At 49.1% G+C, this 22602-nt stretch carries 23 protein-coding genes; 10 read left to right on the top strand and 13 right to left on the bottom strand.

Translation table 11 applies throughout. The annotated features are described in order from the left end of the window. Positions 1-6: 6 nt before the first annotated feature. The 4 genes from ACFSUC_RS05835 to ACFSUC_RS05820 all read right to left on the bottom strand — a co-directional run bounded on the left by ACFSUC_RS05835 (position 7) and on the right by ACFSUC_RS05820 (position 2823). Positions 7-225 (bottom strand): DUF3906 family protein, encoded by a 219-nt coding sequence (locus ACFSUC_RS05835; RefSeq protein ID WP_379928553.1) that lies wholly within the window; start codon positions 223-225, stop codon positions 7-9. 147 nt (positions 226-372) lie between these two features. Continuing rightward, positions 373-1338, bottom strand: coding sequence for a 6-phosphofructokinase (gene pfkA, locus ACFSUC_RS05830; RefSeq protein WP_379928552.1), 966 nt, complete (start codon positions 1336-1338; stop codon positions 373-375). Between the two features lie 33 nt (positions 1339-1371). Then, on the bottom strand, positions 1372-2397 hold the full coding sequence (locus ACFSUC_RS05825; protein WP_379928587.1) for a tetraprenyl-beta-curcumene synthase family protein: 1026 nt from the start codon (positions 2395-2397) through the stop codon (positions 1372-1374). 108 nt (positions 2398-2505) lie between these two features. Beyond that, positions 2506-2823 carry a hypothetical protein gene (locus tag ACFSUC_RS05820; protein ID WP_379928551.1) on the bottom strand — a complete coding sequence of 106 codons (318 nt, stop codon included), beginning with the start codon at positions 2821-2823 and terminating at the stop codon, positions 2506-2508. Positions 2824-3126: 303 nt separating this feature from the next. On the opposite strand from ACFSUC_RS05820, the gene ACFSUC_RS05815 reads away from it, so the two are divergent. Continuing rightward, the gene (locus ACFSUC_RS05815) at positions 3127-4323 is read left to right on the top strand and encodes an MFS transporter (protein WP_379928550.1); all 1197 of its coding nucleotides are present in this window, start codon (positions 3127-3129) and stop codon (positions 4321-4323) included. A gap of 62 nt (positions 4324-4385) precedes the next feature. Further along, positions 4386-4616, top strand: coding sequence for a hypothetical protein (locus ACFSUC_RS05810; RefSeq protein WP_379928549.1), 231 nt, complete (start codon positions 4386-4388; stop codon positions 4614-4616). 48 nt (positions 4617-4664) lie between these two features. On the opposite strand, the gene ACFSUC_RS05805 is transcribed toward ACFSUC_RS05810, so the two are convergent. Both ACFSUC_RS05805 and ACFSUC_RS05800 read right to left on the bottom strand, forming a co-directional pair. Next, positions 4665-6350, bottom strand: a complete 1686-nt coding sequence (locus ACFSUC_RS05805; protein ID WP_379928548.1) for a thiamine pyrophosphate-binding protein — start codon at positions 6348-6350, stop codon at positions 4665-4667. Positions 6351-6411: 61 nt separating this feature from the next. Next, positions 6412-7671, bottom strand: coding sequence for an MFS transporter (locus ACFSUC_RS05800; RefSeq protein ID WP_379928547.1), 1260 nt, complete (start codon positions 7669-7671; stop codon positions 6412-6414). Positions 7672-7943: 272 nt separating this feature from the next. Here ACFSUC_RS05800 and ACFSUC_RS05795 point away from each other — a divergent pair, with 272 nt between their 5' ends. Together ACFSUC_RS05795 and pepF are read left to right on the top strand one after the other, a co-directional pair. Then, a complete protein-coding gene (locus tag ACFSUC_RS05795) occupies positions 7944-8135 on the top strand; it encodes a hypothetical protein (protein ID WP_379928546.1) in 192 nt (63 codons plus the stop codon). A gap of 209 nt (positions 8136-8344) precedes the next feature. Further along, the gene (gene pepF, locus ACFSUC_RS05790; protein ID WP_379928586.1) at positions 8345-10147 is read left to right on the top strand and encodes an oligoendopeptidase F; all 1803 of its coding nucleotides are present in this window, start codon (positions 8345-8347) and stop codon (positions 10145-10147) included. Positions 10148-10419: 272 nt separating this feature from the next. Here the strand turns inward: pepF and ACFSUC_RS05785 are convergent, their stop codons facing one another. After that, entirely contained in the window at positions 10420-11001 is a 582-nt protein-coding gene (locus tag ACFSUC_RS05785) for a hypothetical protein (RefSeq protein ID WP_379928545.1), read from the bottom strand. A 2-nt stretch (positions 11002-11003) separates the two neighbouring features. After that, entirely contained in the window at positions 11004-11741 is a 738-nt protein-coding gene (locus ACFSUC_RS05780; RefSeq protein WP_379928543.1) for a hypothetical protein, read from the bottom strand. A 302-nt stretch (positions 11742-12043) separates the two neighbouring features. Here ACFSUC_RS05780 and ACFSUC_RS05775 point away from each other — a divergent pair, with 302 nt between their 5' ends. The 6 genes from ACFSUC_RS05775 to ACFSUC_RS05750 all read left to right on the top strand — a co-directional run bounded on the left by ACFSUC_RS05775 (position 12044) and on the right by ACFSUC_RS05750 (position 17338). Then, entirely contained in the window at positions 12044-12955 is a 912-nt protein-coding gene (locus ACFSUC_RS05775; protein WP_379928542.1) for a mechanosensitive ion channel family protein, read from the top strand. Positions 12956-13061: 106 nt separating this feature from the next. Then, on the top strand, positions 13062-14126 hold the full coding sequence (locus tag ACFSUC_RS05770; protein ID WP_379928541.1) for a M42 family metallopeptidase: 1065 nt from the start codon (positions 13062-13064) through the stop codon (positions 14124-14126). Between the two features lie 324 nt (positions 14127-14450). Further along, positions 14451-14657, top strand: a complete 207-nt coding sequence (locus ACFSUC_RS05765; RefSeq protein ID WP_379928540.1) for a hypothetical protein — start codon at positions 14451-14453, stop codon at positions 14655-14657. Between the two features lie 87 nt (positions 14658-14744). After that, positions 14745-15731 carry an ABC transporter ATP-binding protein gene (locus tag ACFSUC_RS05760; RefSeq protein WP_379928539.1) on the top strand — a complete coding sequence of 329 codons (987 nt, stop codon included), beginning with the start codon at positions 14745-14747 and terminating at the stop codon, positions 15729-15731. 2 nt (positions 15732-15733) lie between these two features. Continuing rightward, positions 15734-16522, top strand: coding sequence for an ABC transporter permease (locus tag ACFSUC_RS05755; RefSeq protein WP_379928538.1), 789 nt, complete (start codon positions 15734-15736; stop codon positions 16520-16522). A 15-nt stretch (positions 16523-16537) separates the two neighbouring features. Further along, positions 16538-17338 carry an ABC transporter permease gene (locus tag ACFSUC_RS05750; RefSeq protein WP_379928537.1) on the top strand — a complete coding sequence of 267 codons (801 nt, stop codon included), beginning with the start codon at positions 16538-16540 and terminating at the stop codon, positions 17336-17338. A 287-nt stretch (positions 17339-17625) separates the two neighbouring features. Here ACFSUC_RS05750 and ACFSUC_RS05745 read toward each other — a convergent pair whose 3' ends face one another. From ACFSUC_RS05745 to ACFSUC_RS05725, 5 genes are all read right to left on the bottom strand, one after another. Further along, on the bottom strand, positions 17626-18213 hold the full coding sequence (locus ACFSUC_RS05745; protein WP_379928536.1) for a guanylate kinase: 588 nt from the start codon (positions 18211-18213) through the stop codon (positions 17626-17628). A gap of 120 nt (positions 18214-18333) precedes the next feature. Further along, a complete protein-coding gene (locus tag ACFSUC_RS05740) occupies positions 18334-19407 on the bottom strand; it encodes a M42 family metallopeptidase (RefSeq protein ID WP_379928585.1) in 1074 nt (357 codons plus the stop codon). 269 nt (positions 19408-19676) lie between these two features. Further along, complete coding sequence (locus ACFSUC_RS05735) at positions 19677-20507, bottom strand: DUF92 domain-containing protein (RefSeq protein ID WP_379928535.1); 831 nt, start codon at positions 20505-20507, stop codon at positions 19677-19679. Beyond that, positions 20504-21148 carry a fumarylacetoacetate hydrolase family protein gene (locus ACFSUC_RS05730; RefSeq protein ID WP_379928534.1) on the bottom strand — a complete coding sequence of 215 codons (645 nt, stop codon included), beginning with the start codon at positions 21146-21148 and terminating at the stop codon, positions 20504-20506. Before ACFSUC_RS05730 ends, ACFSUC_RS05735 begins: the two co-directional genes overlap by 4 nt. Positions 21149-21150: 2 nt before the next feature. Next, positions 21151-22476 (bottom strand): CapA family protein, encoded by a 1326-nt coding sequence (locus ACFSUC_RS05725; protein WP_379928533.1) that lies wholly within the window; start codon positions 22474-22476, stop codon positions 21151-21153. Positions 22477-22602 lie beyond the last annotated feature (126 nt).

The following is a 22602-nucleotide window of genomic DNA, read 5'->3' as shown; positions in this document are numbered from 1 at the left end:
CTGAGCTTATGAGGTCTGCCCTGATTCGGTTTCAATCACATACCCGTTGCCCGCTGACATGCGTTTTTTCTCCAGCACACATAATTCTTCTACAACCGGCTTGGCAATAAAGTGCTTCTCCAGTTGCTGCTCAGCATAATCAAATGCTTTCTCGTCAGAATCCGCGATTACGATGACGACGGTAAGTGCTCCGGCAATCGTCGCTTCAATTCGATACAGATACATCGACTCCGCTCCTCCTTCTCCTGTACATAGGCTGTATTCATAATGAAAGCACCCGATTGCTCGAGTGCTGACTGCGCATTTCTTGCATGACTATCAATAGCTGCATGAGTCTGTAACCATTTGCAAGGGCTAGGATTGGACGATCCCTTACTGGGAAAGTCTCAATGCCAGATCATACATATCGAGATTGAAAGGCTTCTTGGAGGTTACAATCTTGTCGATATCCGTGGCGACCAATTCACCATTGACCAGGCCCACCCCTTTGCTGGAGTCCCCTTCGATCAGTCTGCGTACCGCAAAATCACCGAGACGGCTTGCGAGGACCCGATCGTTATGTGTAGGGGTTCCGCCGCGCTGAATATGTCCGAGTACGGTTACACGGGAATCCACCCCGCTGGATTCTGTCAGCTGCTTGGCTACATTTTCGCCTTCACCGACTCCTTCGGCAACGACGATGATACTGTGCTTCTTGCCATGCTCGAAGTTGTCTCTCATCCGCTTGGCAACGGCCTGCAAATCGAATTCAACCTCCGGAACCAAAATGGCTTCCGCTCCGCTTGCCAATCCGGCATACAAGGCAATATCCCCGCAATGGCGACCCATTACCTCTACAACGGAGGAACGTTCATGGGAAGTCATCGTATCTCTCAGCTTGTTGATCGCATCGACGACAATGCTGACTGCGGTATCAAAACCGATCGTAAAATCGGTGAACGGAATGTCATTGTCAATCGTACCCGGTACGCCCATGGTGCGAATACCCTGCAGGGTCAGCTTGTGTGCGCCCTGATAGGAACCGTCTCCCCCGATGACGACGAGTCCGTCAATGCCTCTTTTTTTCAAGTTTTCCGCTGCCTTCTGCTGACCTTCCAGCGTCCGCATTTCTTCACAACGTGCGGTCTGCAAGACGGTACCGCCGCGCTGAATAATATCTCCAACACTGCGCAGATCCATCTGGCGAATATCATCATTAATCAAACCCTGATAGCCTCGCTGAACGGCATAGACTTCCAGCCCGTTATACAAGGCGCTTCTGACAACGGCGCGCACCGCCGCGTTCATTCCCTGAGAATCTCCACCACTGGTCAACACTGCAATTGATTTCACTGTCATTGTGTTTCCTCCTGACGATATACGATTTACGTGTTACGATTTATTGCGAATCCAGACACTATTGAGCCAGAAAAACAGCCGTGTCATGGGACTTCTCTTCATGATTTTCCTCGTCATGCCCTTGACCTCCTGCTGCTCCTTCACCTTGGGATCAGATAAATAGAGCGCGAGCAGCCCTTCGACAATCATACGATGAAATCTCGGATTGTCCAGCTTCGTGCAGGCATGAAGCGATTCATTCACCATGTATTCCATTCTGTCCAAAGTCTGGGCAGAGCTTTCATAATAATTGCAGAAATTCAAGTCCCCGCCCTCGATATCCTCCGCCTGATCAATCAGGTAGTCAAGCAAGATATGTAAGCCGCAGATCGCCGGAAAATAACGATTGCGCACATTCAGGGCTTCCTCGACCGTCAAACCGGATTTGCTCGCCTGCAAGAACAGCGTGAACACCCCAAGGGTAGACCCGGTAGCCGCAGCGAATTCATTCCACGACAGATTCGGGGCAAGCTCCTGATGCGCTTTCCACCAGTCGAGCAGCTTCTGCTCCCGCAAGTCCGGATGTACATGCTTGTAGACCTGCAGATCACAATAGTAGCCGACGAGTTCCTTCACGTATGGATAGACCACACCGTAAGACGGAAGCTCTGCGATGCAGGACTGGCATTTGCTCACCAGCTGATGCAGGTAAGCATTGTCTTCCCGCTCCTCGCGATAGGCATAATAATCCTGCAATCGAGCCTTCGGTGTAACCGCATCCAGCATCGACATATGCAACTGGCGGAAATCCTGCTCTGACATGGACGTGCTGCGATCACACAGATTGTCGAGATAATCGCTGATGGTTTGAAAGGCGACAATCAAGGGGATCAGCACGTGCCGTTCTGGAAGATTGGCCGCTGCATACACCGCGCCGCCCTCACAGTGAAACTGCTTGTCGGTCATGCTCGCAATGGCCTGCCGTCTCAGCTCTTCATCGGGCATCTGCTCGGCAGCGCTTCTCCACTGGGCAAGCTCTGCTCTCACTTCCGGAAGTACGTAGCGATACACACGGTGCATCAACCCAAGGGGACCTTTTGGATAAGATAAAGAATGGCTGTTTGTCCGCTTCAACTTGACGCCTCCACTGTGGTGATGACTTTTAATTGCTTCATTATCATACCATAATTAGACATGATTTTTCATCGGTTTTATTTCCTGATGCACACGATACCAGATTTGCAGATCATTGATCTGACTGGCGAGTTCCGCGATCTCATGATTCAGTTCACAGGAGCGCTCAAACTGCTCCTCATCGTTCAGTCGCTCCTGCTTGCAGTTGATAACCCCTTCGAGATCCTTGATGCGATCCGGAATGGAGCCGCGTATCTCTTCCCACCGCAGCAGAATCCGCTGTCTCCGGTCCAGGGAGACATGGGTCCAATCGTCCTCAATGTCCGGAAGTGCAATGCCCAATCTCGCGTTGTATACAAAATCTTTCACCATCTTCTCACATCCCCTTCTCACATACAGGATACTCCTGTGAAGTTCTCGCCCATTTGCTCCCCGAGTCTTGGCCTGAGGCGGCGCTATTCATGGGCTCTCTGGCTCTCTGGCTTATTGCTTGATGCTTCCCTTGCCTGCTGTTTGCTTACCACTTTACCATGAGATACCTTGACCCCATCGTGATATAAATCGCAATATCGGAAACATTTACAACATTTTTGTGAAATCATTTTTTTAGCGTAACATGGTATAATGGCTGTATTTGCGACTCCAGGGTGACAAAAGCAGAAAGAAGGGACAGACATGGAAACCGCAAAGTCTCAAGCCAGAAATCATCACTATATCCGATTGTTCTCGTTTAGTTTTTTTATGGGTATGGGTATTATTGTACCTTATTTTCCCCTGTATTTTGAAGCACAGGGCTATTCAAAAGTCGAAATTGGCCTGCTGCAGTCAGTAGGACCACTGGCAGGCATGATTTCCAATATGCTATGGGGTATAATCAGCGACCGCTATCAGACGATCAAAAAGGTGCTCATGCTCGTCATCTTCGGCGAAATGATCATGCTGTTGCTCCTCATGAACGCCAGCCATTTCTTTGTCATGTTTGCCTGTGTCCTCTTCTTCTTCTTCTTCCACAACCCGGTCATTTCCCTGACGGACAGCCTGACGATGCTAAGCGTCAAAGGGACAAAAACCAGCTATGCCTCCATTCGTATCTGGGGATCACTTGGCTTTGCTATCTCAGCGCTCATCACCGGCATGGTGCTCGCCCGGGTCGGCATGGATCAGACGATTACCATACTGACCGTCGTCATCTCGATCAGTTTTCTGCTGACCTTTACGCTGAAGGACCGCAAGGGCAGCTCCAAAAAAATGGAATTCTCAGGCCTGTTCCAGCTTCTGCGCTCCCCCCTGTTTATCTGGTTCTTCGTCCTCATCCTGCTGATTTCCATCAGCCACCGTACGACTGACAACTACCTCACTCTCTACCTGAAAGAACTCGGAGCCAGCGAGGACCTGATTGGATGGTCTCCTATGATCTCGGCCCTGAGCGAAATCCCGATGTTTCTGCTTCTTAGCAAATTCGGTCACAAATTTCGTGAATTGCCGCTGCTGGCGATTGCCGGCTTCGCCTATGTGCTCCGGCATATGCTGACCGCTCTGTTGGATCATCCCGTACAAATTATTTTGGTCCAGTCGATGCACAGCATCACCTTTGGCATCTTCCTGGTGACGGCAATCCGATACCTGAGTGTGCTCATCCCCGATGAATACCGGGCAACCGGACAAGCAATGTTTACCGTTGTCTGGGTGGGAATGGCCGGCATGATCAGTGCCTTGCTGGGCGGATGGATTTACAACCTGAGCTCCGGACGCGTTCTCTTCCTGTCTGCGTCCGCACTCGCCTTCGTAACAGCCATCGGGTTTATCATTCTGCATGTGTTCACCATGCGGCAGTCGGTGGACCGCGGACACCACGATCACTCCGTCCACTAGATTCGGAGATTGACTTTGCCTGCTCCGAGCAGGTATACTTGCAGCCATATGGGGGTGACAGGATGACCAAATTCGAAATATATAAATGGGATAAATGGAACATGGTTCACGCGGAAGTGAAAGGAAAGAAAATCACCGTTCGCGTCATCTCCGATCAGTGGGGAGAGGATTGCCATACCTTCCTCAGCCGTCCCCAACTGATGAACTGGGTCGAGCAATACTATGCAGCAGACCGGTTCCAGGGCACAGAAGAAGAAAGAGAGACGATCATCTCCCGGTTCCGCGAGGTATAAGGATACTTCGCTGACGGGCCGGTGAGCTCGTCTCTCTTTTTATGTTCGCTACATTTTCGTATGCGGGACCTGCTCATCGGATATCCAAATATCGAGCAGAACGGGCTTGCGCGCTCGCAAGGCCATTTGCATTCTGTGATGAAGGTCTTCCACCGTCTTTATTTGCCAGCCCGTTGCGCCGCCTGCCTCTGCCATCGCAGCAAAATCCGGGTTCAGGATGCTGCTGCCGAGTGTATCCAGGCCGTGCACATCCATGCGATTCTTCTCCATCGCATAGCTTCCATTGCGAAAGACGGCGAGAAGTATCGGCAGCTTGTGCGCCACAGCCGTCATCCATTCCATAAACGTCTGTACGACGCCACCGTCTCCCGTAATCGCAAGCACCTGACGCTCGGGATAGACGAGCTTGGCTGCTATGGCAGCAGGCAAGCCGAATCCAAGTGTTCGATGACGACCGGACAGCAGCACTTCCTGATCCGGTTTGCATACAAAGCTCCGGTGAAACCATAGCGTGTGATCACCGGTATCCAGCGTGATGATGGCCTTTTCGGGCATGTGCTCCGCCAATGCGGCAACGGCCTGCTGCGGGCGCATGAGGGAGTTCGCCCTCTCCCGTAACTCAGCCGCCACACGACGCTCCCACTTCCCTTTCTCCACTTGCACACGCTTCAGCCAATCTTCACGCCCCTTCCCCTGACCGTGACACATGCCGATCAAGACAGGCACAATCTGTTTCACATCACCCGCCAGCCCCTTCGCGATATGCACATGCTTGCCCAGATGGTCCTTACGCCTGTCGATCTGAATAACCTTCGCACCCGCAGGGACGTATTCCTCTGGCCACCAGGTCGCACCGATGATCAGGATCAGATCACTTTCCCCCAGCAACAGACTGCTGGCTTCACTGCCTGCCTGTCCAAGTCCGCCCAGAAATAGCGGATGCGCGTTGGGAAAATAGGCACGGGCCGGCATGGTTACCATAACGGGCGCACCGATCGTTTCCGCGAAGGTTTGCAACTCCTGTGTCGCCCGTCCAGCCCCCTTGCCCACCAGAATCATCGGCTGCCTGGACTGACTGATATGCGCGGCAAACTCGGCTATTTCTCCTTCAGGACAAAGCATCGGCTGCTGCAAATACGGCCCGGGAGCCACAAGCGGTGCATCGATTTCATCATGGAACAGATCCTTCGGGATAGCCAGATGGGTGACCTGACCGTGCAAGACAGAAGCAAGCAGACACTGCCGAAGGAGCGCAGGCAGTGCCTTTTCATCGCTGATCAGATAAGAGGCATTAGTCATGCCCAGCATGAGCTTCTGCTGGTCGAGATCCTGTTTGCTGCCGGTTCCGAGCTTGGCACGCTCCACCTGACCGGTGATCGCAAGCACACCGACCTGATCCATCGCAGCATCGCCCAGTCTATTCAGCAAACTGGCAGCGCCGGGCCCGCTGGTCGCCAGCACCACTCCAATCCGTCCTGTCAGCTTCGCTTCGGCAGAAGCCATCAGCGCGGCGGCGTTTTCCTGCCTGCAGGCGATGTAACGAATTTTCTTAAAGGCTGCCAGTTCACTGAGAAAGACCAGATTGGCATCTCCAATGACCCCGTATATGCGCCTGACGCCCCAGGCGTACAAGCTTTCCAATACATATCTGGACAAGGTCAGAGGCAAACCGGACGATGCCTCGACTTTGCCAGCTTGTTCCAAAACCGTTTGTTCATATCGATCCTGTTTCATAGCGGCACGTCCTCCCTTCTATTCAGAGCTAGGTTGCCCTTGCCGGGGAGGATCATGCGAATCAGGCTGCTTCCCACTCCTTCAACTGTTGGTCAGAAGGAAGGAGGAAAGTCAGCAGGCCAATGAGCGGGATGAGAGAAGAGAGAATAATAACCAGCGTGATGCTCGTCAGATCGGCAACGACGCCAAAGGCCGCTGCACTAAGCCCGCCGAGGCCAAACGAGAGCCCGTAGAACAGTCCCGATACCATGCCAATTCTACCCGGCAGCAGTTCCTGGGCATACACGACAATGACCGAACCGCTGCTCATGATCGTGAAGCCGATCAGCACAAAGCAAAGGATGCTGAGGGGAAGGGACAGGTAAGGCAAAATCAGAATAAACGGCAAAGAACCAAGAATGGAGAACCAGATGGTATTTCTTCTCCCCCATGCATCGGCCATGGGTCCGCCGAAAAACACACCTGCTGCGCCCGCCGCGAGGAAGCTGAATATGCACCACTGCGCCTGTTGAATCGTCAATTGAAAATGATCCATCAAATAAAAGGCATAAAAGCTGGTCATCGCAGCATGATAGGACATTTTACTCGTGATGAGAATAATGAGAATAAAAATAGCAAAGCTCACCGACCTGGATCTCGACGCATAAGCCACATCCCGCTTCAGCTTGCGATCCGTCTTCTTCCGAACCGGTCTGGTCACAAGCTGTTGCTGATACCATCTGGCAATGAAAATTTGCAGCACGATGGCCGTTCCCGCGGCAAACGTAAACCAGATAATGCCGAATTGTCCGAGCGGCACAAAGATCAAAGCCGTCATAATCGGGGCCAGCGCCTGCCCGGAGTTGCCGCCCACCTGAAAGATAGACTGTGCCAATCCCCTGCGCGAACCTGCAGCCAGGTAAGCGACCTTCGCCGATTCGGGATGGAACACGGCAGAACCGATTCCGACCATGACAACGGACAGCAGCAACGGAACAAACCCGCTGGCAAGGGCCATACCGACAATGCCCAGAAATGTGGACATCATTCCCAGGGGCAGTAAATAGGGTCTTGGCGTACGATCACTGTACAGTCCAACCATAGGTTGTAATAAAGACGCTGTTAGATTAAGTGCGAAGGCAATCAGACCGAGCTGCGCATACGACAGCTGCAAAGACTCCTTAACGATGGGAAAGATCGCCGGAACCACCGATTGCATCGTGTCGTTCAACAAATGGATCATACTGATCGTAAACAGCACGCCAAACACTGTTCTGCTTCCGCTGGCGTTATGATTTGACTGCGAGTGCGGAGCGTCGCCCGCTTTTCCCCCTTCTGTCATCCGCCTTCTCCCCCTTTGCGTTCTTCCTTCTGCCATATGTAACGCTTCGTCTCGTTGGAATATTCTGATATCGTACTCCTGTCTTCCATTGTCTGTCAACGCTTTTCTGAGTGTCTGCTGATTATTTTCTGATTGCTTCCGTATCTCTTTCATATTAAGGTGCTACACCTGCACCTCCAAGCGCTGTATGGAAGATTGCTCATCCCGTCCGCTTCCGATACAATGGAATTATTTACAACGCCCTGGCGTACGTTTGAAAGGAGGACAACCTCTTGGACGGAAATGGTGGAAATACGGAATTCATCATTTTTCTGATTTCATCCTTTGTCTTTGCAGCAGTCGTCATTATGAAGCGGGATTCCTTGCCGGAGAGACTGCGAAGACCGCTCGCCCTGATCGGGATTTTTCTGGTAGCGGTCAGCTTCATCCTGCTGACCATCAGCTTTTATCGGGCAGGCACCTAGTGAATTTTCGCATAAGTTGACGGGTTCATTTATAATTTAATACAACCACGGTCATACTAGCACATGTTTCCTTTTTCGTTTCCATATTTGATCATGACAGATACAGGTGGGCTTGAATGAAAAAGTGGCTAATATTGCTGGTTGCCGTCGGGATAGGCAGTAGTTGGATGTATCAAAACGATGGGTTTAGGAGGTCTCACATGTCTCACTTGAGCGCATTACCAAAACGTTCTGAAATTGCAACCGAGCATCACTGGAAGCTGGAAGATTTGTTTGAAAGTCAGGCCGCTTGGGATCAGGAGTATCAGGAGGTCAAGCAGCTCACTTCGAAAATGAAAGACTATCAGGGCAAACTGAAGGATGCCGCAACCATCCTTGCCTGTTTTGAACTGGAAGATGAAATTTCGCTGCACATGGAAAGATTGTACGTATTCGCCAATATGAAGCATCATGAAGATATGGCAGATGCCAAGTACCAGGCTCTGTCGGACAAGGCGAAGAAGCTGAGTGTAGAGATCGGAGAACAACTGTCCTTCGTAACACCGGAGATTCTGAGCCTGTCCGAGGCAGAATTAAAGGCGCTAATCGCGGATCAAAGCCTGCATAATTACAAGCATACGCTCGAAGAAATGCTGAGAGAGAAGCCTCACGTTCTCTCCAAGTCTGAAGAAGCCCTGCTCGCCCAGGTCGGCAACATCTCCCAGGCACCTGGCACGATCTTCGGAATGCTCAACAATGCCGATCTGAAGTTCCCGAAGGTCAAGAATGACAAAGGGGAAGAAATCGAGCTCACGCACGGCCGCTATATTCAGTTTCTGGAGAGCCGCAACCGGGAAGTGCGGGAGAATGCCTTCAAGGCTGTCTATGAAACCTACGGAAAAAACAAAAATACGCTGGCCGCTACGTTAAACGCCAATGTATCCAAAAATATTTTCTATTCGCGTGTTCGCAAATATCCGTCTGCACTGGACATGTCCTTGTCCGGGGACAACATTCCGAAGGAAGTCTACACGAACCTGATTGACACCATCCATAAGCACTTGCCGCTTCTGCACCGCTATATGGAACTGCGCAAAAAGCTGCTTTCGCTGGATGAACTGCACATGTACGACCTGTTCGTGCCGCTTGTTGACGAGCTCGACATGGAAATGAGCTATGAAGAAGCGAAGCAGATGGTGAAGGATGGCGTGAAACCGCTGGGTGAGGAATATCTGAATGTCCTTCAAGCCGGTTATGACGAAGGCTGGATCGATGTCTATGAGAATGAGGGCAAACGAAGCGGTGCCTACAGCTGGGGCGCTTATGGCACGCACCCTTATGTACTGTTAAACCACAAGGACAACCTGAACAGCATGTTCACACTGGCGCATGAAATGGGTCACGCGATGCACTCCTATCTGTCCGACGAGGAGCAATCATATCGCAATGCCCAGTACACCATCTTCCTGGCGGAAGTCGCCTCTACGCTGAACGAAGCGCTCGTCATGGATTACTTGCTGAAGAAGACGACAGACCCGAAGGAAAAAATGTATCTGCTTACTTACTATGCGGATCAGTTCCGGACGACCGTCTTCCGTCAGACGATGTTTGCTGAATTTGAGAAACTCATGCATGAACAGGCTGAGCAGGGTGAATCGCTCACTCCGCAACTGCTGTCCGAGCTGTACTATGAGCTTAACCTGACATATCATGGCAAAGAGATGAAGGTCGATCAGGAAATTGAAATGGAATGGGCACGCATTCCCCATTTCTATACGAGCTTTTACGTGTACAAATACGCAACCGGCTTCTCCGCTGCAACCAGCTTCGCCAAGCAAATTCTCGAAGAAGGCGAGCCTGCCGTAGAACGTTATCTGGGCTTCCTGAAAAGCGGCGGCAGCGATTATTCGATCAACATCCTCAAAGAGGCAGGCGTGGATATGTCTTCGCCTAAGCCGATCGAAGAGGCCATGAGTGTGTTCGAAGAGATCCTTAATGAAATGGAAACGACCATTGCCGAGTTGCAAGGCTAAAAACCTCTAAGGATTATTGCATGAAGTTTGTGGCCTGCATCTTTTGCAATCCATACCATCGTGCAATTTCACGTTAACAATCCCCTTAGTGTGTAAACCTAAAAAAATCATTCAGGATGCTCTAAAGGGATTGTTATAAAGATAAGATTTATTTTGCAGTTTTTAAAGAAGGAGTCAATGCATATGCATTGACTCCTTCTTTAAATTCAGTCATAAATTAAATTGATTATCAGTACGTCATCTTTGATTATTGATTCTAGAACTTAGATAAATCAATTTAGATTCTCGTTATAATCTTCTAAGTAATCAACTACAGATTTAAAAATATCATAATCGCTACCTGTAGGGAGATTACCATTATCAGAAATTATCTCCACCTTTACCAAAATATTTTCGATTGAAAAAATACCTTCTTTATAACGATTTACATTAACATTATCCTTAAAATATTCACTGTTATTAATAGACCAGAAAAGCATGTCATTTCCAATTGAGTTTCTTAAATAGATAAGGTCAATGATAATAATGATCCCGTTGGCTTTATCTTCAAATCTAATCGTTTCCTGTGTTTCATCATCATTCTGTTCACCACTGTAAGTTAACATTTTCCTTTTACCAAAAGAGAACTCTTTATCAATGGCGATCATATCAGTTCCTTCAGTTTGCTCTATTTTCTTAAAATCAAGGATTTGTATGTTTTGTGACATGTCTTTAAACAGGTCACGAAACTCTGCATATGAAAATATTTCTTTCGCCCCAGCATTTTTACTTTCCTTTAAATTTTGATTTTTCTCCTGACAACCAGCTAGAGAGAACAACAAAATTAGAAAAACAATCAAATATTTTGACTTCATGATTAAATTGACCATTCAGTATATGCAAGAGTCGTTGAATTTGGATTTACTGCCCATCCACTCTCACCTGTATAGTACATTCCTATATAGGATGTACCACTTGGGGAATACTTTCTCCAAGCAGCTTGCCCTGCTCCATATCCTCCCGCTCTATACTTCGTTATTTTACCAGCTTTTCTAGCAGGAACATTTATTGGCCCCAATTCTACAGTTGTGCTGCTAGTTGTAGTTTTACTATCAGTATAAGTAACGCCCACCGAGTATGATAATTTTCCTAGAAAAGCAGCTTTTAATGATCCTTCAGCTTGAATATTAGCAGATACACTCCAGCCAGTCGTCACACTGTTATTTTGTATATACTTGATTGGAATTGATTGACTACTATTATTATACACTGAGACGTCAGAAACATAGAAACGTTTAGGATCAGTAGAGTAGTTATTTTGTACATAGCTATCAAAAGTATAAATATAACCATTACCATCAGTCCATTGAGTTGTCACTTCACCTGACTTAGCATTCACCACTTTATATTCAGTCATTTTCTTTATTCCATGTACATCTATTTCATAAGCTGTACCTGGTGTTAAGGTATACTGTTCTAATCTTTTTTGTTCCTGTGCATCTGGGGTAGTGCTAAAAACAATATTACTATCAGCTTTAGGTTTTGCAAAAACACTGACTGAAAAAGAAATACTTAATAATAAACTGAGTCCACCAACAAAAATTTTCTTTAACATTGCCAATCCCTCATTCGCCTAGTTTTTGAATGTTGGCCAACATTTCAATGATATAGTAACATATTCCAATAAAATTGGTAAAGAACAATTTTTATTTTTAGACGGGTATCATTTTCAAGTCATATGCCACCTTAAATTCTCCATAAATAAACATATATATTATTGAATTTTTCGTATCATTCTTATTTTGTGAATCCTAAGAAAGTTATCTGGAACAACAATCGAAGTAAGTCTGCTTATGTACTCTCGTCATTTCTTTCGTTATCATAGTAGATGGATCTGCTAAAGGAGGTTTATGTTCATTGTTTGATTTTAAGTGGGAAGAACTGATTGAGCTTGATTACTGGAAAGGCGTGTTTCAGGACAGTACAACCATCATTCTGACATTGCTTGCAATTTTGGGAGGTACATGGGTGCTCCTCAAACTCCGCCGGATTTTTATTTTGCGTGTGTTTCGCATCACCAAACTGGAGGAAAAGCAGAAAGAAACGCTGCAATCGCTATTGCTGTCCCTGACGAAGTATATTATCTTTATCATTGCTACCCTGATGATTCTCAGCAATCTCGGGGTTCAGGTCGGACCGATCATTGCCGGAGCCGGAGTGCTGGGACTGGCCATAGGCTTCGGGGCACAAACGATGGTCAAGGACTTTATTACCGGATTTTTCATCATTTTCGAGGATCAGTTTTCAGTCGGTGATTATGTCACCATTAACAACGGGGAAATCAATGGAACAGTGGTGGAAGTCGGACTGCGTGCCACCAAGATTCGCACCTGGGCCCAGCATGTGGTCGTCATTCAAAACTCAGAGATTCGCATCAGTCAAAACTACAACCGTCACCGCATGCGGGCCATTGTGAATGTGACCGTTCCGTATGAGGTCGATCCGGCCGATGTGGAGCAGGCCATCTATGCCATGTCCACAGAACTGGTTCAACATCACAAGCATCTGTTCCTGCTCGATGACAAGGAGCAGGTCGTAGAGCCTCCCCAGCTATACGGGATCACAGATGTGGAGAATCAGGCGCTCGGGGCGAAATATGCGGTCATCGCTCTCGTCAAGGATGTGCATTACTGGACGGCGGGCAAAGAAATGCGCAAGGAGCTAATCCGACAGCTGAAGCTGAGAGGCATCCGGATTGCGTATCCGCGCCGCATTGAACTGCTGGAGCGGGATGGGGATCTCGTCCCAATGGGGGCCGGTCAACCATAACGAAAGAACACGCAAAATCCGTTGGATCACCGCCTCTGCTCAGTCAGACGGAACGATACCGATCCTGATAGATACTTGAGGGAATGGACGAAAGGAAGATGCCACCATGTCAAAAGACGAGACCCCATTCAAGATCGATACAGATTTTCTAAAAAAACAGCTGCTTATGTTGCTTCAAACCCCCAGTCCGACCGGCTTCTGTCAGCAGATTATGGGCAAGGTCGCCCATGAGGTGGAGCAGCTTGGCTATCAGCTGGCATGGACGGCGAAAGGATGCGGGATGGTCACAATCCCAGGTGAGTCAAGTCATGAAAAGGTGCTGCTGTATTCTGCCCATGTGGACACTCTCGGTGCCATGGTACGATCGATCCACGACAGCGGTACGCTTCGTCTCACCCCCGTAGGCGGGTTTACCATGCATGCCATTGAGGGAGAGTATTGCCAGATTCATACCCGTGATGGCAGGGTGTATACCGGAACGATTCTGCCAACCAAGCCCTCCGTACATGCCTCCAGAGCAGCGAAGGATCTGGCGCGAACCGAGGAACACATGGAAATCCGCCTTGATGAAGCCGTTACCTCTAAAGAAGAGGTGCAGAAGCTCGGCATCCAGGCAGGAGATTTTATTTCCTTCGATGCCAGAACGGTACTCCTGGACAACGGTTATGTCAAATCCAGACATCTGGACGACAAAGCCAGTGTGGCAGCGCTGCTGACTCTGCTGGAGCTGTTTCATCGGGAAAAGCTCGTACCGAAACGCACCTTGAAGCTGTTCTTCTCCGTTTACGAAGAGATCGGGCACGGCTCCGCCTACATCCCGTCAGATGTGGAAGAGATGATTGCCGTTGACATGGGTGTGATCGGGGAAGACTTGAGCTGTACAGAAATGGATGTCTCCATCTGTGCCAAAGATTCCACCGGCCCCTATGACTACGGGATGGTGACGAAGCTGATTGAGCTAGCCAAGACCCATGAACTGTCCTACGCCGTCGATATTTATCCCCATTACGGCTCAGATGCTTCTGCCGCCCTGAGCGCAGGCCACGATATTCGGGCGGCCTTGATCGGCCCGGGGGTGCATGCCTCCCATGCGATGGAACGCACCCATTTGCAGGCCATCCAGTCAACGGTTACACTGCTCTCTGCTTATGCACTTGCGCCCCTGTCATAACCACAAGGCTGGATTGAGCATATAGCCGATGGAGAGGCCTACAATATTAAGGATAAATCCAGACTTAGGTTCATTCATGCTGCCTGCGAGTGTGCATAACATCAGAATAGATGAGAAGGCTGGAAGTCTCCGAATTGGAGGCTTCTTTTTGTTGTCGCTAAGTGAATTTACTGACTGGAAAAGCAACTAAAAAAAGAGTTGCATATCTTACCATATTTTATTATCATGGAGTATCATCTTTATTTTTACATAATTTGTTGTCAACGGTATTTCGTCCATCTCCCTCTCAGGATTGATCTGTTAACAAGGATTAGAAGCATAGTGATGGCAGGATTTCAGAAGATTTCATCACGCATTGCTTCCACAAAAGAAGGATTAATCTTGGGGAAAGAGATGCGACAACACCAGCGTTACTTACGGCGCAAAGGCTTCACTGGCGCGATGAATGGGGGAATAGTTTCCACAGATCAGTTATTTATTGAACTCAAGGTTTCAGAGGAGAAAGTTCAGAGTTTTCACAGGAGAAAGTGAATTTGGGGTCAGAGTTTTCACAGGAGAAAGTGAATTTGGGGTGAAAGATTTTGGTTTGCTGTAGACATAAGAGAGGAGAAAGTTGTCATGATCGAACTGAAAAACGTAACCAAGGATTACAAGATCGTCAAGAAAAAGCCGGGGCTTCGCGGCGCGGTTCAAAGTTTGTTCTCCCACGAATACGAAATCAAAACGGCTGTAAATGGTCTCAGCTTTTCCATTTCCGAAGGAGAACTGGTCGGATTTATTGGAGCCAATGGCGCTGGCAAGTCCACAACGATCAAAATGCTGTGCGGCATTCTCACCCCTTCTTCCGGTGAGATACGGGTGAATGAGCTGGTCCCCTATCAGCAGAGACAGAAAAATGCCAAGCGCATCGGCGTCGTCTTCGGACAGCGTTCCCAGCTCATGTGGGATATTGCGGTGGAGGAATCATTTGATTTGCTCAAGCATATCTATGACATTCCCGAGGAAATCTATCAGCAGAATGTGAAGGAATTCAGCGAGATTCTGAATCTGACACCGCTATTGAGGATGCCGGTGCGCAAACTATCTCTCGGTCAAAAAATGCGTTGCGAACTGGCAGCCGCGTTTTTGCACAACCCTGCCATCGTATATCTCGATGAGCCTACCATTGGTCTGGATGTAGCCGTAAAACGAAGAATTCGCGCCTTTATCCGGGAAATGAATGCCCGTATGCAAACCACGGTCATTTTGACCACCCATGATATGCAGGATATCGAGGAAATCTGTAAACGGATCATCATTATTGATGACGGCAATCTGCTCTATGACGGTCCGATAGCCTCCATACGAGAGCGATTTGGACACAAGCGCATCATTCAGTTCGATATCGAGGAAGAACAGGCCGTGCTCCCGAGTGAACTCGCTCCCCATGTCCAATTTGAATTTGATGCGCCGTCGCGCAAGGTCAGCCTGACCTTTCAGAATGAGGATATTTCCGCCTCGCACGTCATCGGTCTGATGCTCCAGCAATACCGTGTATTGGATCTGACCATGCAGGATACGGATATTGAATCCATCGTCCGGGATATTTATGAGCGGGGGGTGTAGCGATGAAAAAATACTGGGAACTGTTCAAATCACAGATTAAGATCGATCTTCATTACAAGGCCTGGTTTTGGGCGAATATGATATCCAAGGTGATGCAGCTGTTAATCATCTATGCGTTCTGGAACGCCGTCTTCGCGAACCAGGGGGAAATCGCCAGCGTTTCTCAGCAACAAATGGTTACCTATGTCGTCATCGCGATGTTCCTGGGGACGTATGTATACGGTACCGGCGTGCAGCTGGCTAACAGTGTACGGGACGGCAGCATCGCAACTGAACTGATGAAGCCGTATGATCTGCTGCTCAAGCTCGTCTCATTGAATATGGGAAACAAAGTGATGAAGACCTTTCGGGAAGTGTTGCCCCTTGTTTTGCTGGCGATGTTTTTCCTGTCTGTTCAGGGTCCTCCATCCCTGGCGGCAGGCATCCTGTTTCTCGTCAGTGCAGTCTTTGGCATCCTGATTGGCGTACATCTGGAACTGGTCGTGGGACTGATTGCCTTCTGGACGGTCAATATTTGGGGCGCACGTATGCTGGTCAATACGACCCTGTTGTTCTTTTCAGGCGCCTTAATGCCCCTTTATCTGTTTCCAGACTGGTTGCAAACGGCCAGCTTTTATTTGCCGTTTCAATCGATAGTACACGTTCCTGTTTCCATTTATACCGGAACGATCACGGGACCAGACATCCTGTATGCGGTGTTGCTGCAAATCGTATGGCTCGGAATCGTATGTACCGTTATTCGCATGTTCTGGTCACTGGCGCTGCGCAGGGTAACCATATTTGGAGGATAGGAGGCGTTCACAGCCATGACGGTACTTAAACGCTACAGTCATTTATATATACAATTTCTGAAAAACCATCTCAAAATGATGATTGAATACAAGCTTGATTTTTTGATTGGCATGACTTCCCTTTTTATATCCCAGGGCACTGCGATCCTGTTTATCGGGTTTGTGTTCAACCATATCCAGCAGTTAAATGGCTGGAGTTTTTATGAGATTTTGTTTATCTTCGGCATCGCTTCCTGCGGCCGGGCCATTCATCAGGTGTTCTTTGACAATCTGTGGATGATAGGCGCCAACTATATTCGGCCCGGCAATTTTGATCGACTGATGGTGCGTCCCGTTAACCCGCTCTTTCACCTGGTTGCGGATAAAGTCAATCAGGACGGGTTCGGCCAGCTGCTCATCGGAATGATCATTCTTACGACTGCGGCCATGCATATTGATCTATCCTTCGGCGTGCTCGAAATTTTATTGCTGCTGCTCATGGTTGTTTCCAGCGGCCTTATTTTTGTCGCCATCAATCTCATATTCGCTACGCTGTCCTTCTGGATGGTGGACAGCATGCCGATTATTTTCGCCGTCCACAGTGTAAGTGATTTCGCCCGCTACCCCATTACCATCTATCATACGTCGATTCGCTTTTTGCTGACCTGGATCGTACCTTACGGTTTCACGGCCTTTTACCCTTCTGCCTATTTCATCGATCATTCCGGCTTTCAGAATACGGCCATCTTCACCCCGCTGGTGGCGATTGTAATTAGTGTGATTGCTTATCTGTTCTGGAATCGCGGCCTTCGCTCCTTCGAGAGCACGGGCAGCTAAGGAGGGCAGCTGTTGCAATGGGCTAATGAAACTACGATAAAAAACTCGTATAAAAGCTGACGCAAAAAGCTGCGTTTGAAATGTGAACCTTCGTTATTTCAGCAGCTTGGACAGACATGAGAATGATAGAAGGATTAAAGTAATAAAGTATACTAGTATAAAATATATGAAACATAAAAAGCCCGGATTCATGCATTTCTGCATCGATCCGGGCTTCACTTTTATCTCTGTTAGGGATAGAAGTTGACTTATGTGCTATCGTATCATGTGATCGCTACCGTGATGGGCTAGTCTTTCTCCACCAGGTCGCGGTTCATGTAGTCCTCCAAAATGTTCGTTACAGCAAAAACAGTATGAGCCAGGTCAATATTTTCGACCGAATGCATGCATTCCTCTTTGTAGGACATATCCTCCTGGTAGCGGTCAGAGTGGCTTTTCAGCACAAATTCCGGCATATCCAGCGCCTTTTGACGTTCGAGAATGGTGTCATGATCGACGTAGATGAAGACTCGTGTAGCTCTTTCCTGATACAACTGCTTCAGGATGCGGGCACCCTCTGCATTGATAATCAGGTAAATAAAGTTGTTCTGTTCGAACAAATCCTCAATATCCTTGTCCTTGATGCCATAATACACACCTTCGATGTTAACGGTTTCAATGAACTCCCCATTTTGCTCGGCTGTCTGAAAGACATCCTCCGAAATAAAATGGTAGTCCTGCCCATCTTCTTCAGCCGGACGAGGCTTGCGTGTCGTATAGGATAATACTTTGGGAATGCCCAAGGTCGTACCAACCATGTCTGCAACGGTTTTTCTGCCCGACCCGTCCGGACCAGTAAAAATAAAGATCATTTCTTTTTCTTTCAACTGATACATGCAGCAAACCTCCTGTAAATGATAGTTTTATATATCCTATTCCTGCAAGCAGGAAGGCATACCGAATATACTTGCTCCATTTCCAGTATACCATACCAAAAGTGGGAAGTTGCTTGTTTTTTAGCCATTTTCCACAATCGTCTCAAAGGTTGTGCGGTCACAGGACTGTACCAGTCTGACCAACAGTTCTCTGGCTGCGGCAATGTCTTCCGTATGCACAATGGAACTGGACGTATGGATATAGCGGGAGCAGACACCGATGACGGCTGACGGAATCCCCTTGCCTTGCAGGTGGACTTTGCCTGCATCCGTTCCCCCTGGTGAAATGTAGTACTGGTATGGAATCCGGTGGGTACTGGCCATATCCTGGATGTATTCGATCAGGCCGCGGTGCGTGACCATGGTTCGGTCATAAATACGCAGCAGTGTCCCTTTACCCAGCTGTCCAAACGCATTTCGATCACCGGACGTATCATTAGCGGGACTGGCATCCAGAGCAAAGAACAAGTCCGGCTCAATCATACGCGCGGCCGTCTCTGCACCTCGCAGCCCCACTTCCTCCTGCACGGTCGCTCCACTGTAGAGCACATTCGGCAGGTTCTCCTGGTGCAACGTCTTGAGCAAATCGAGCGCCAGCCCGACACCATAACGATTGTCCCATGCTTTGGCCATAATTTTCCTGCTATCCTTCAGCGGTGTAAATGGACAGACCGGAACGATTTGCTGTCCGGGGGTAATGCCCCATTCCATGACCTGCTCACGGCTGTCGGCTCCAATATCGATCAGCATTTTGTCCAGTTCCATCGGTGCCTTGCGCTGGGCTTCCGACAATAAATGAGGCGGAATAGAGGCAATGACTCCCTCAACCGGTCCCTGCTTCGTGATGACATGGACACGCTGGGCAAGCAATACCTGGCTCCACCAGCCCCCGATAGTCTGAAAGCGGAGCATGCCATTATCCGTAATCTGCGACACCATAAAACCAACCTCATCCAGATGTCCGGCGACCATAATACGGGGACCTTCCTCCTGACCTCGCAGCACCCCGAATATTCCGCCCAATCGATCCTGTACGATCTCAGACGTGTATGGCTCTATCTGTTTCTTCACAAACATTCTGAGTTCACGTTCAAATCCGGATGCCGCAGGCATTTCTATCAAGGTGCGATAGAGTTCGAGCAATGCATCGTCCAGCTTCCATTTTGATTGCTGTCCGTTCGTTCCTTGTACGTTTGTTTCTTGCACGTTTGTTTCTTGCACGTTTGTATGTTGCTCGTTTGGGTTTTGTGCGTTCGTATCGTTCTCTGCCATATTCCTCATCCTTTCCTGCCTTTGTATTTCGCTATGTATGATTTACTACGATTCGTATCGCTTGATTGTTAGAACTTGTTTAAATGGCGAATTTACGTTGCATGCCCGATTGGTTATTCAAGTTGCATGTTCATAACCCGGGTGTGGTTCTGCTAGAGAAGGAGTATACCCAGACCGATCGCAGCCAGCGCTCCCGAGATCGAGCTGATCGCATTGACCGCATCGTTGTTCATCCAGCCGAGTCCTCGAAAGTGGACGGTGGCTTGTTCACAGTGGGTTTGCTTCTCTGTAGATTGTCCGCATACGGTACAGCGGAACATACGCTGGACGGTCGCCCCCAGCATAGAGTCCACCATTGCTCCGACAAGTCCGCTGCAAGCAGCAATGAACAGCAGGATGACGATACTTGCGGCATCCCATTCGAACAGGGATTCCTTTTCCGTAAGCTGCTGCAACAAGATAAAACTGATCCCGATCAACAGAGCCCCGGCAGCAGCAGCCAGCGTACCCAGCATCGAGATCCCGCCCGAAGTTCCACGTGGGACACGCTTTCCAGTCAGTATATGAATCGGTTGACGGCGGCTGAGTCCGCCTATCTCCGTGGCCCAGGTATCCGCATTGACAGTTGCCAGCGCTCCGACAAACGCCAGTCCCCATTCAGGTTGCCCGGTCCACGCATACAACATGCAAGCGATCAAGGCGGCCCCGCCATTGGCCCATACCTGGCCAGCATCTCGTGTGGAACCCTTCTCATCATGCTTTTTCGCATGACCCTTGCGATGACGTTTCCACTTGGACAACAGGCTGGAAGAGAAAAAGAATGCCAGCAAGGACCCGTACCAAGCTGGCGTTCCCAGTGCATAAAGTCCAGTTCCCAATATGATCGCAGCTACCATGCCGCTGGCTGTCAGCATACGCCTTCGATATGCATATCTGGCCACGATGCCGCTAAACAGCAGTCCAACGCCCCAAGAGATCATCATGGTGCTGCGATCACTTTGCAGCGTCCTGCGGATGTCTCGCCCCAAAACAGCTCGATTTCATCTTGTTCCTTTAGTGCCCCCACACCTGCTGGCGTGCCGGTAAATATGACATCTCCCTGATCCAGTCCGTAATGCTGTCCGATAAAGTCGACGATTTGCTGCAAGGAGAAGATGGTTTCACCCAGTCTTCCTTCCTGTCTCTGAACCCCATTCACATGCAGGAAAAATGGCGTTTCCAGCAGTTCATCGTGACTGGAGAGGCTGAGCAGACTAACGAAGGGAGAGAGCACCGCGCTCTGTTTGAATCCCTTCGCAGCCAGCCATGGATGCCCCTTTTCCTTCAGTTCTGTCTGCACATCTCTGAGCGTCAAATCAATGCCCAATGCGAAGGCGTCCACCATCTCTGACCATGGTTCACCTGGTTCATATGATTGACCGATCCGTACGACAACTTCACCCTCGTAGTGAACCGCTCCCCGATCAAAAGGCAGCGTTATTTCTCCTTCCAATTTGGCCTGCGCATGAGTCGGCTTGGTGAAGATCAGGGGCTGCTCGGGAACGGCATTTCCAAGCTCGGCTGCATGCTGGGTATAATTGCGTCCGACAAAATAAAGATTGCGCAGATTTGAATTCGATTCCACGACTAATTCTCCTCTCCTGTTTCCGCTGTCAGGCTTCCATCGGCCTGTACCCGGGTTCCCAGTGGTCGGGACAAGGCATCGATTCGTTCCAAAAGACCAGAACGAGCTGGTTCAGTCATCACTATGGGCCGCGCAAACTTGGTCAGCACCGGCTCCATAGACAAGCTGCAATCTGCATCGGCTGTACAAGACGCTTCCAGGATAAGTGTCTCCCATGTCTTGCTGTTGTCATTGGTCGTAAATACAAAATTCCCGATGTTATAGGCAATCCATTTACCTTTGTACTGCTCAAATCCTTGCAGGACATGCGCATGACTGGCCACGACGAGATCGGCTCCTGCATCAATGTAGCGGTGGGCCATCTCAATCTGGCGATCCTCTGGCTGTTCCTCCCGCTCTACGCCCCAATGGGCAATCACGACAACGAGATCAGCCTCTTGTTCAGCCCGTTCAATCGCGGCCACCGGCAGACGGTAATCATACGTGGAAGCCACACCCGGCTCGTCCCCTCTCGCCTTCCAGTCTCCGTTTGGCACAACCTGACTAAAACCAAGATAAGCGACCCGAATGCCGTTGCGCTCTATAACAACAGGCTGATAGGCTTCCTCTTCATTCGCCCCGGAGCCAATAGCTTGAAGACCGCCTTCCTTCAAATAGCGGTGTGTATCATGAAAGGCGTCCCAGCCATAATCCAGAATATGGTTATTGGCGGTGTTCAGGATATCGAATCCAGCCTCAGAGAGTGCTTCCACTGCCTTGGGACTGGATCGGTAGGCGTAAGCTTTGTCGGCTGGTTCTCCTCTCGTGCTGAGGGGAGTTTCCAGGTTGCCTGCCAATATATCCGCCTCTGCGAGTTGCGCTTTCACTTGTGAAAAGGGATAATCATAGCCTTTTTCCTCGACAATCGGCTCAACCTTGCCGGCAAACATGATGTCTCCTACAAATTTCAATGTAACGCGAGTGTGATCGGACGAAACACCCTGCTGGTTATTCGCAGGTGTTTCCGGTTCGCCGGGTTCAGATTCTTCCGATTCTCCCACTTCGGATTCCTCTGTTTCAGCTGCCTCAGCTTCCGTTTCCTGTGAGTCTGGTGTTTCTGATGGATCTGACGGGCTGTTCTCCCCTTGCTCCTGGTCTGTAGATGTTGATGGCGGTGAAGAAGATACCTGGTTGTCGTCCTTGTTTCCATCCAGCCACTGCCAGGCCAAAACCGTTGTTAACAAAATGATGAATGAGGTCAATACGATCGTGAACCATCTGATCTGTTTTCTTTGCCGAGTTTTACGCCGCTCTTTGACGGCTTGGTGTCTCTCCTGCCTGGACTGCAACCCGTATCCCTCCCCTTGCTCTATATCACTTCACTCTATAACTTCGTCATCTCTATGCGCTGTCGCGAACCTTTATGTATCCCTCTACTCCAACGTTCCATTCCTGCCGACCATCTAGCCTTCTAT

The sequence above is a fragment of the Marinicrinis sediminis genome (genome assembly GCF_042685085.1).
Classification (GTDB): Bacteria; Bacillota; Bacilli; order Paenibacillales; family KCTC-33676; genus Marinicrinis; species Marinicrinis sediminis.
This window is presented reverse-complemented; position numbering and strand designations above follow the sequence as displayed.

Coding starts and splice junctions, on each gene's coding strand:
- ACFSUC_RS05760 (WP_379928539.1), top strand. CDS start 14,745: ATGATCGAACTGAAAAACGTAACCAAGGATTACAAGATCGTCAAGAAA.
- ACFSUC_RS05825 (WP_379928587.1), bottom strand. CDS start 2,397: ATGCACCGTGTGTATCGCTACGTACTTCCGGAAGTGAGAGCAGAGCTT.
- ACFSUC_RS05815 (WP_379928550.1), top strand. CDS start 3,127: ATGGAAACCGCAAAGTCTCAAGCCAGAAATCATCACTATATCCGATTG.
- ACFSUC_RS05770 (WP_379928541.1), top strand. CDS start 13,062: ATGTCAAAAGACGAGACCCCATTCAAGATCGATACAGATTTTCTAAAA.
- ACFSUC_RS05805 (WP_379928548.1), bottom strand. CDS start 6,350: ATGAAACAGGATCGATATGAACAAACGGTTTTGGAACAAGCTGGCAAA.
- ACFSUC_RS05785 (WP_379928545.1), bottom strand. CDS start 11,001: ATGAAGTCAAAATATTTGATTGTTTTTCTAATTTTGTTGTTCTCTCTA.
- pfkA (WP_379928552.1), bottom strand. CDS start 1,338: ATGACAGTGAAATCAATTGCAGTGTTGACCAGTGGTGGAGATTCTCAG.
- ACFSUC_RS05800 (WP_379928547.1), bottom strand. CDS start 7,671: ATGACAGAAGGGGGAAAAGCGGGCGACGCTCCGCACTCGCAGTCAAAT.
- ACFSUC_RS05755 (WP_379928538.1), top strand. CDS start 15,734: ATGAAAAAATACTGGGAACTGTTCAAATCACAGATTAAGATCGATCTT.
- ACFSUC_RS05750 (WP_379928537.1), top strand. CDS start 16,538: ATGACGGTACTTAAACGCTACAGTCATTTATATATACAATTTCTGAAA.
- ACFSUC_RS05835 (WP_379928553.1), bottom strand. CDS start 225: ATGTATCTGTATCGAATTGAAGCGACGATTGCCGGAGCACTTACCGTC.
- ACFSUC_RS05820 (WP_379928551.1), bottom strand. CDS start 2,823: ATGGTGAAAGATTTTGTATACAACGCGAGATTGGGCATTGCACTTCCG.
- ACFSUC_RS05735 (WP_379928535.1), bottom strand. CDS start 20,507: ATGATGATCTCTTGGGGCGTTGGACTGCTGTTTAGCGGCATCGTGGCC.
- ACFSUC_RS05765 (WP_379928540.1), top strand. CDS start 14,451: ATGGCAGGATTTCAGAAGATTTCATCACGCATTGCTTCCACAAAAGAA.
- ACFSUC_RS05780 (WP_379928543.1), bottom strand. CDS start 11,741: ATGTTAAAGAAAATTTTTGTTGGTGGACTCAGTTTATTATTAAGTATT.
- ACFSUC_RS05745 (WP_379928536.1), bottom strand. CDS start 18,213: ATGTATCAGTTGAAAGAAAAAGAAATGATCTTTATTTTTACTGGTCCG.
- ACFSUC_RS05810 (WP_379928549.1), top strand. CDS start 4,386: ATGACCAAATTCGAAATATATAAATGGGATAAATGGAACATGGTTCAC.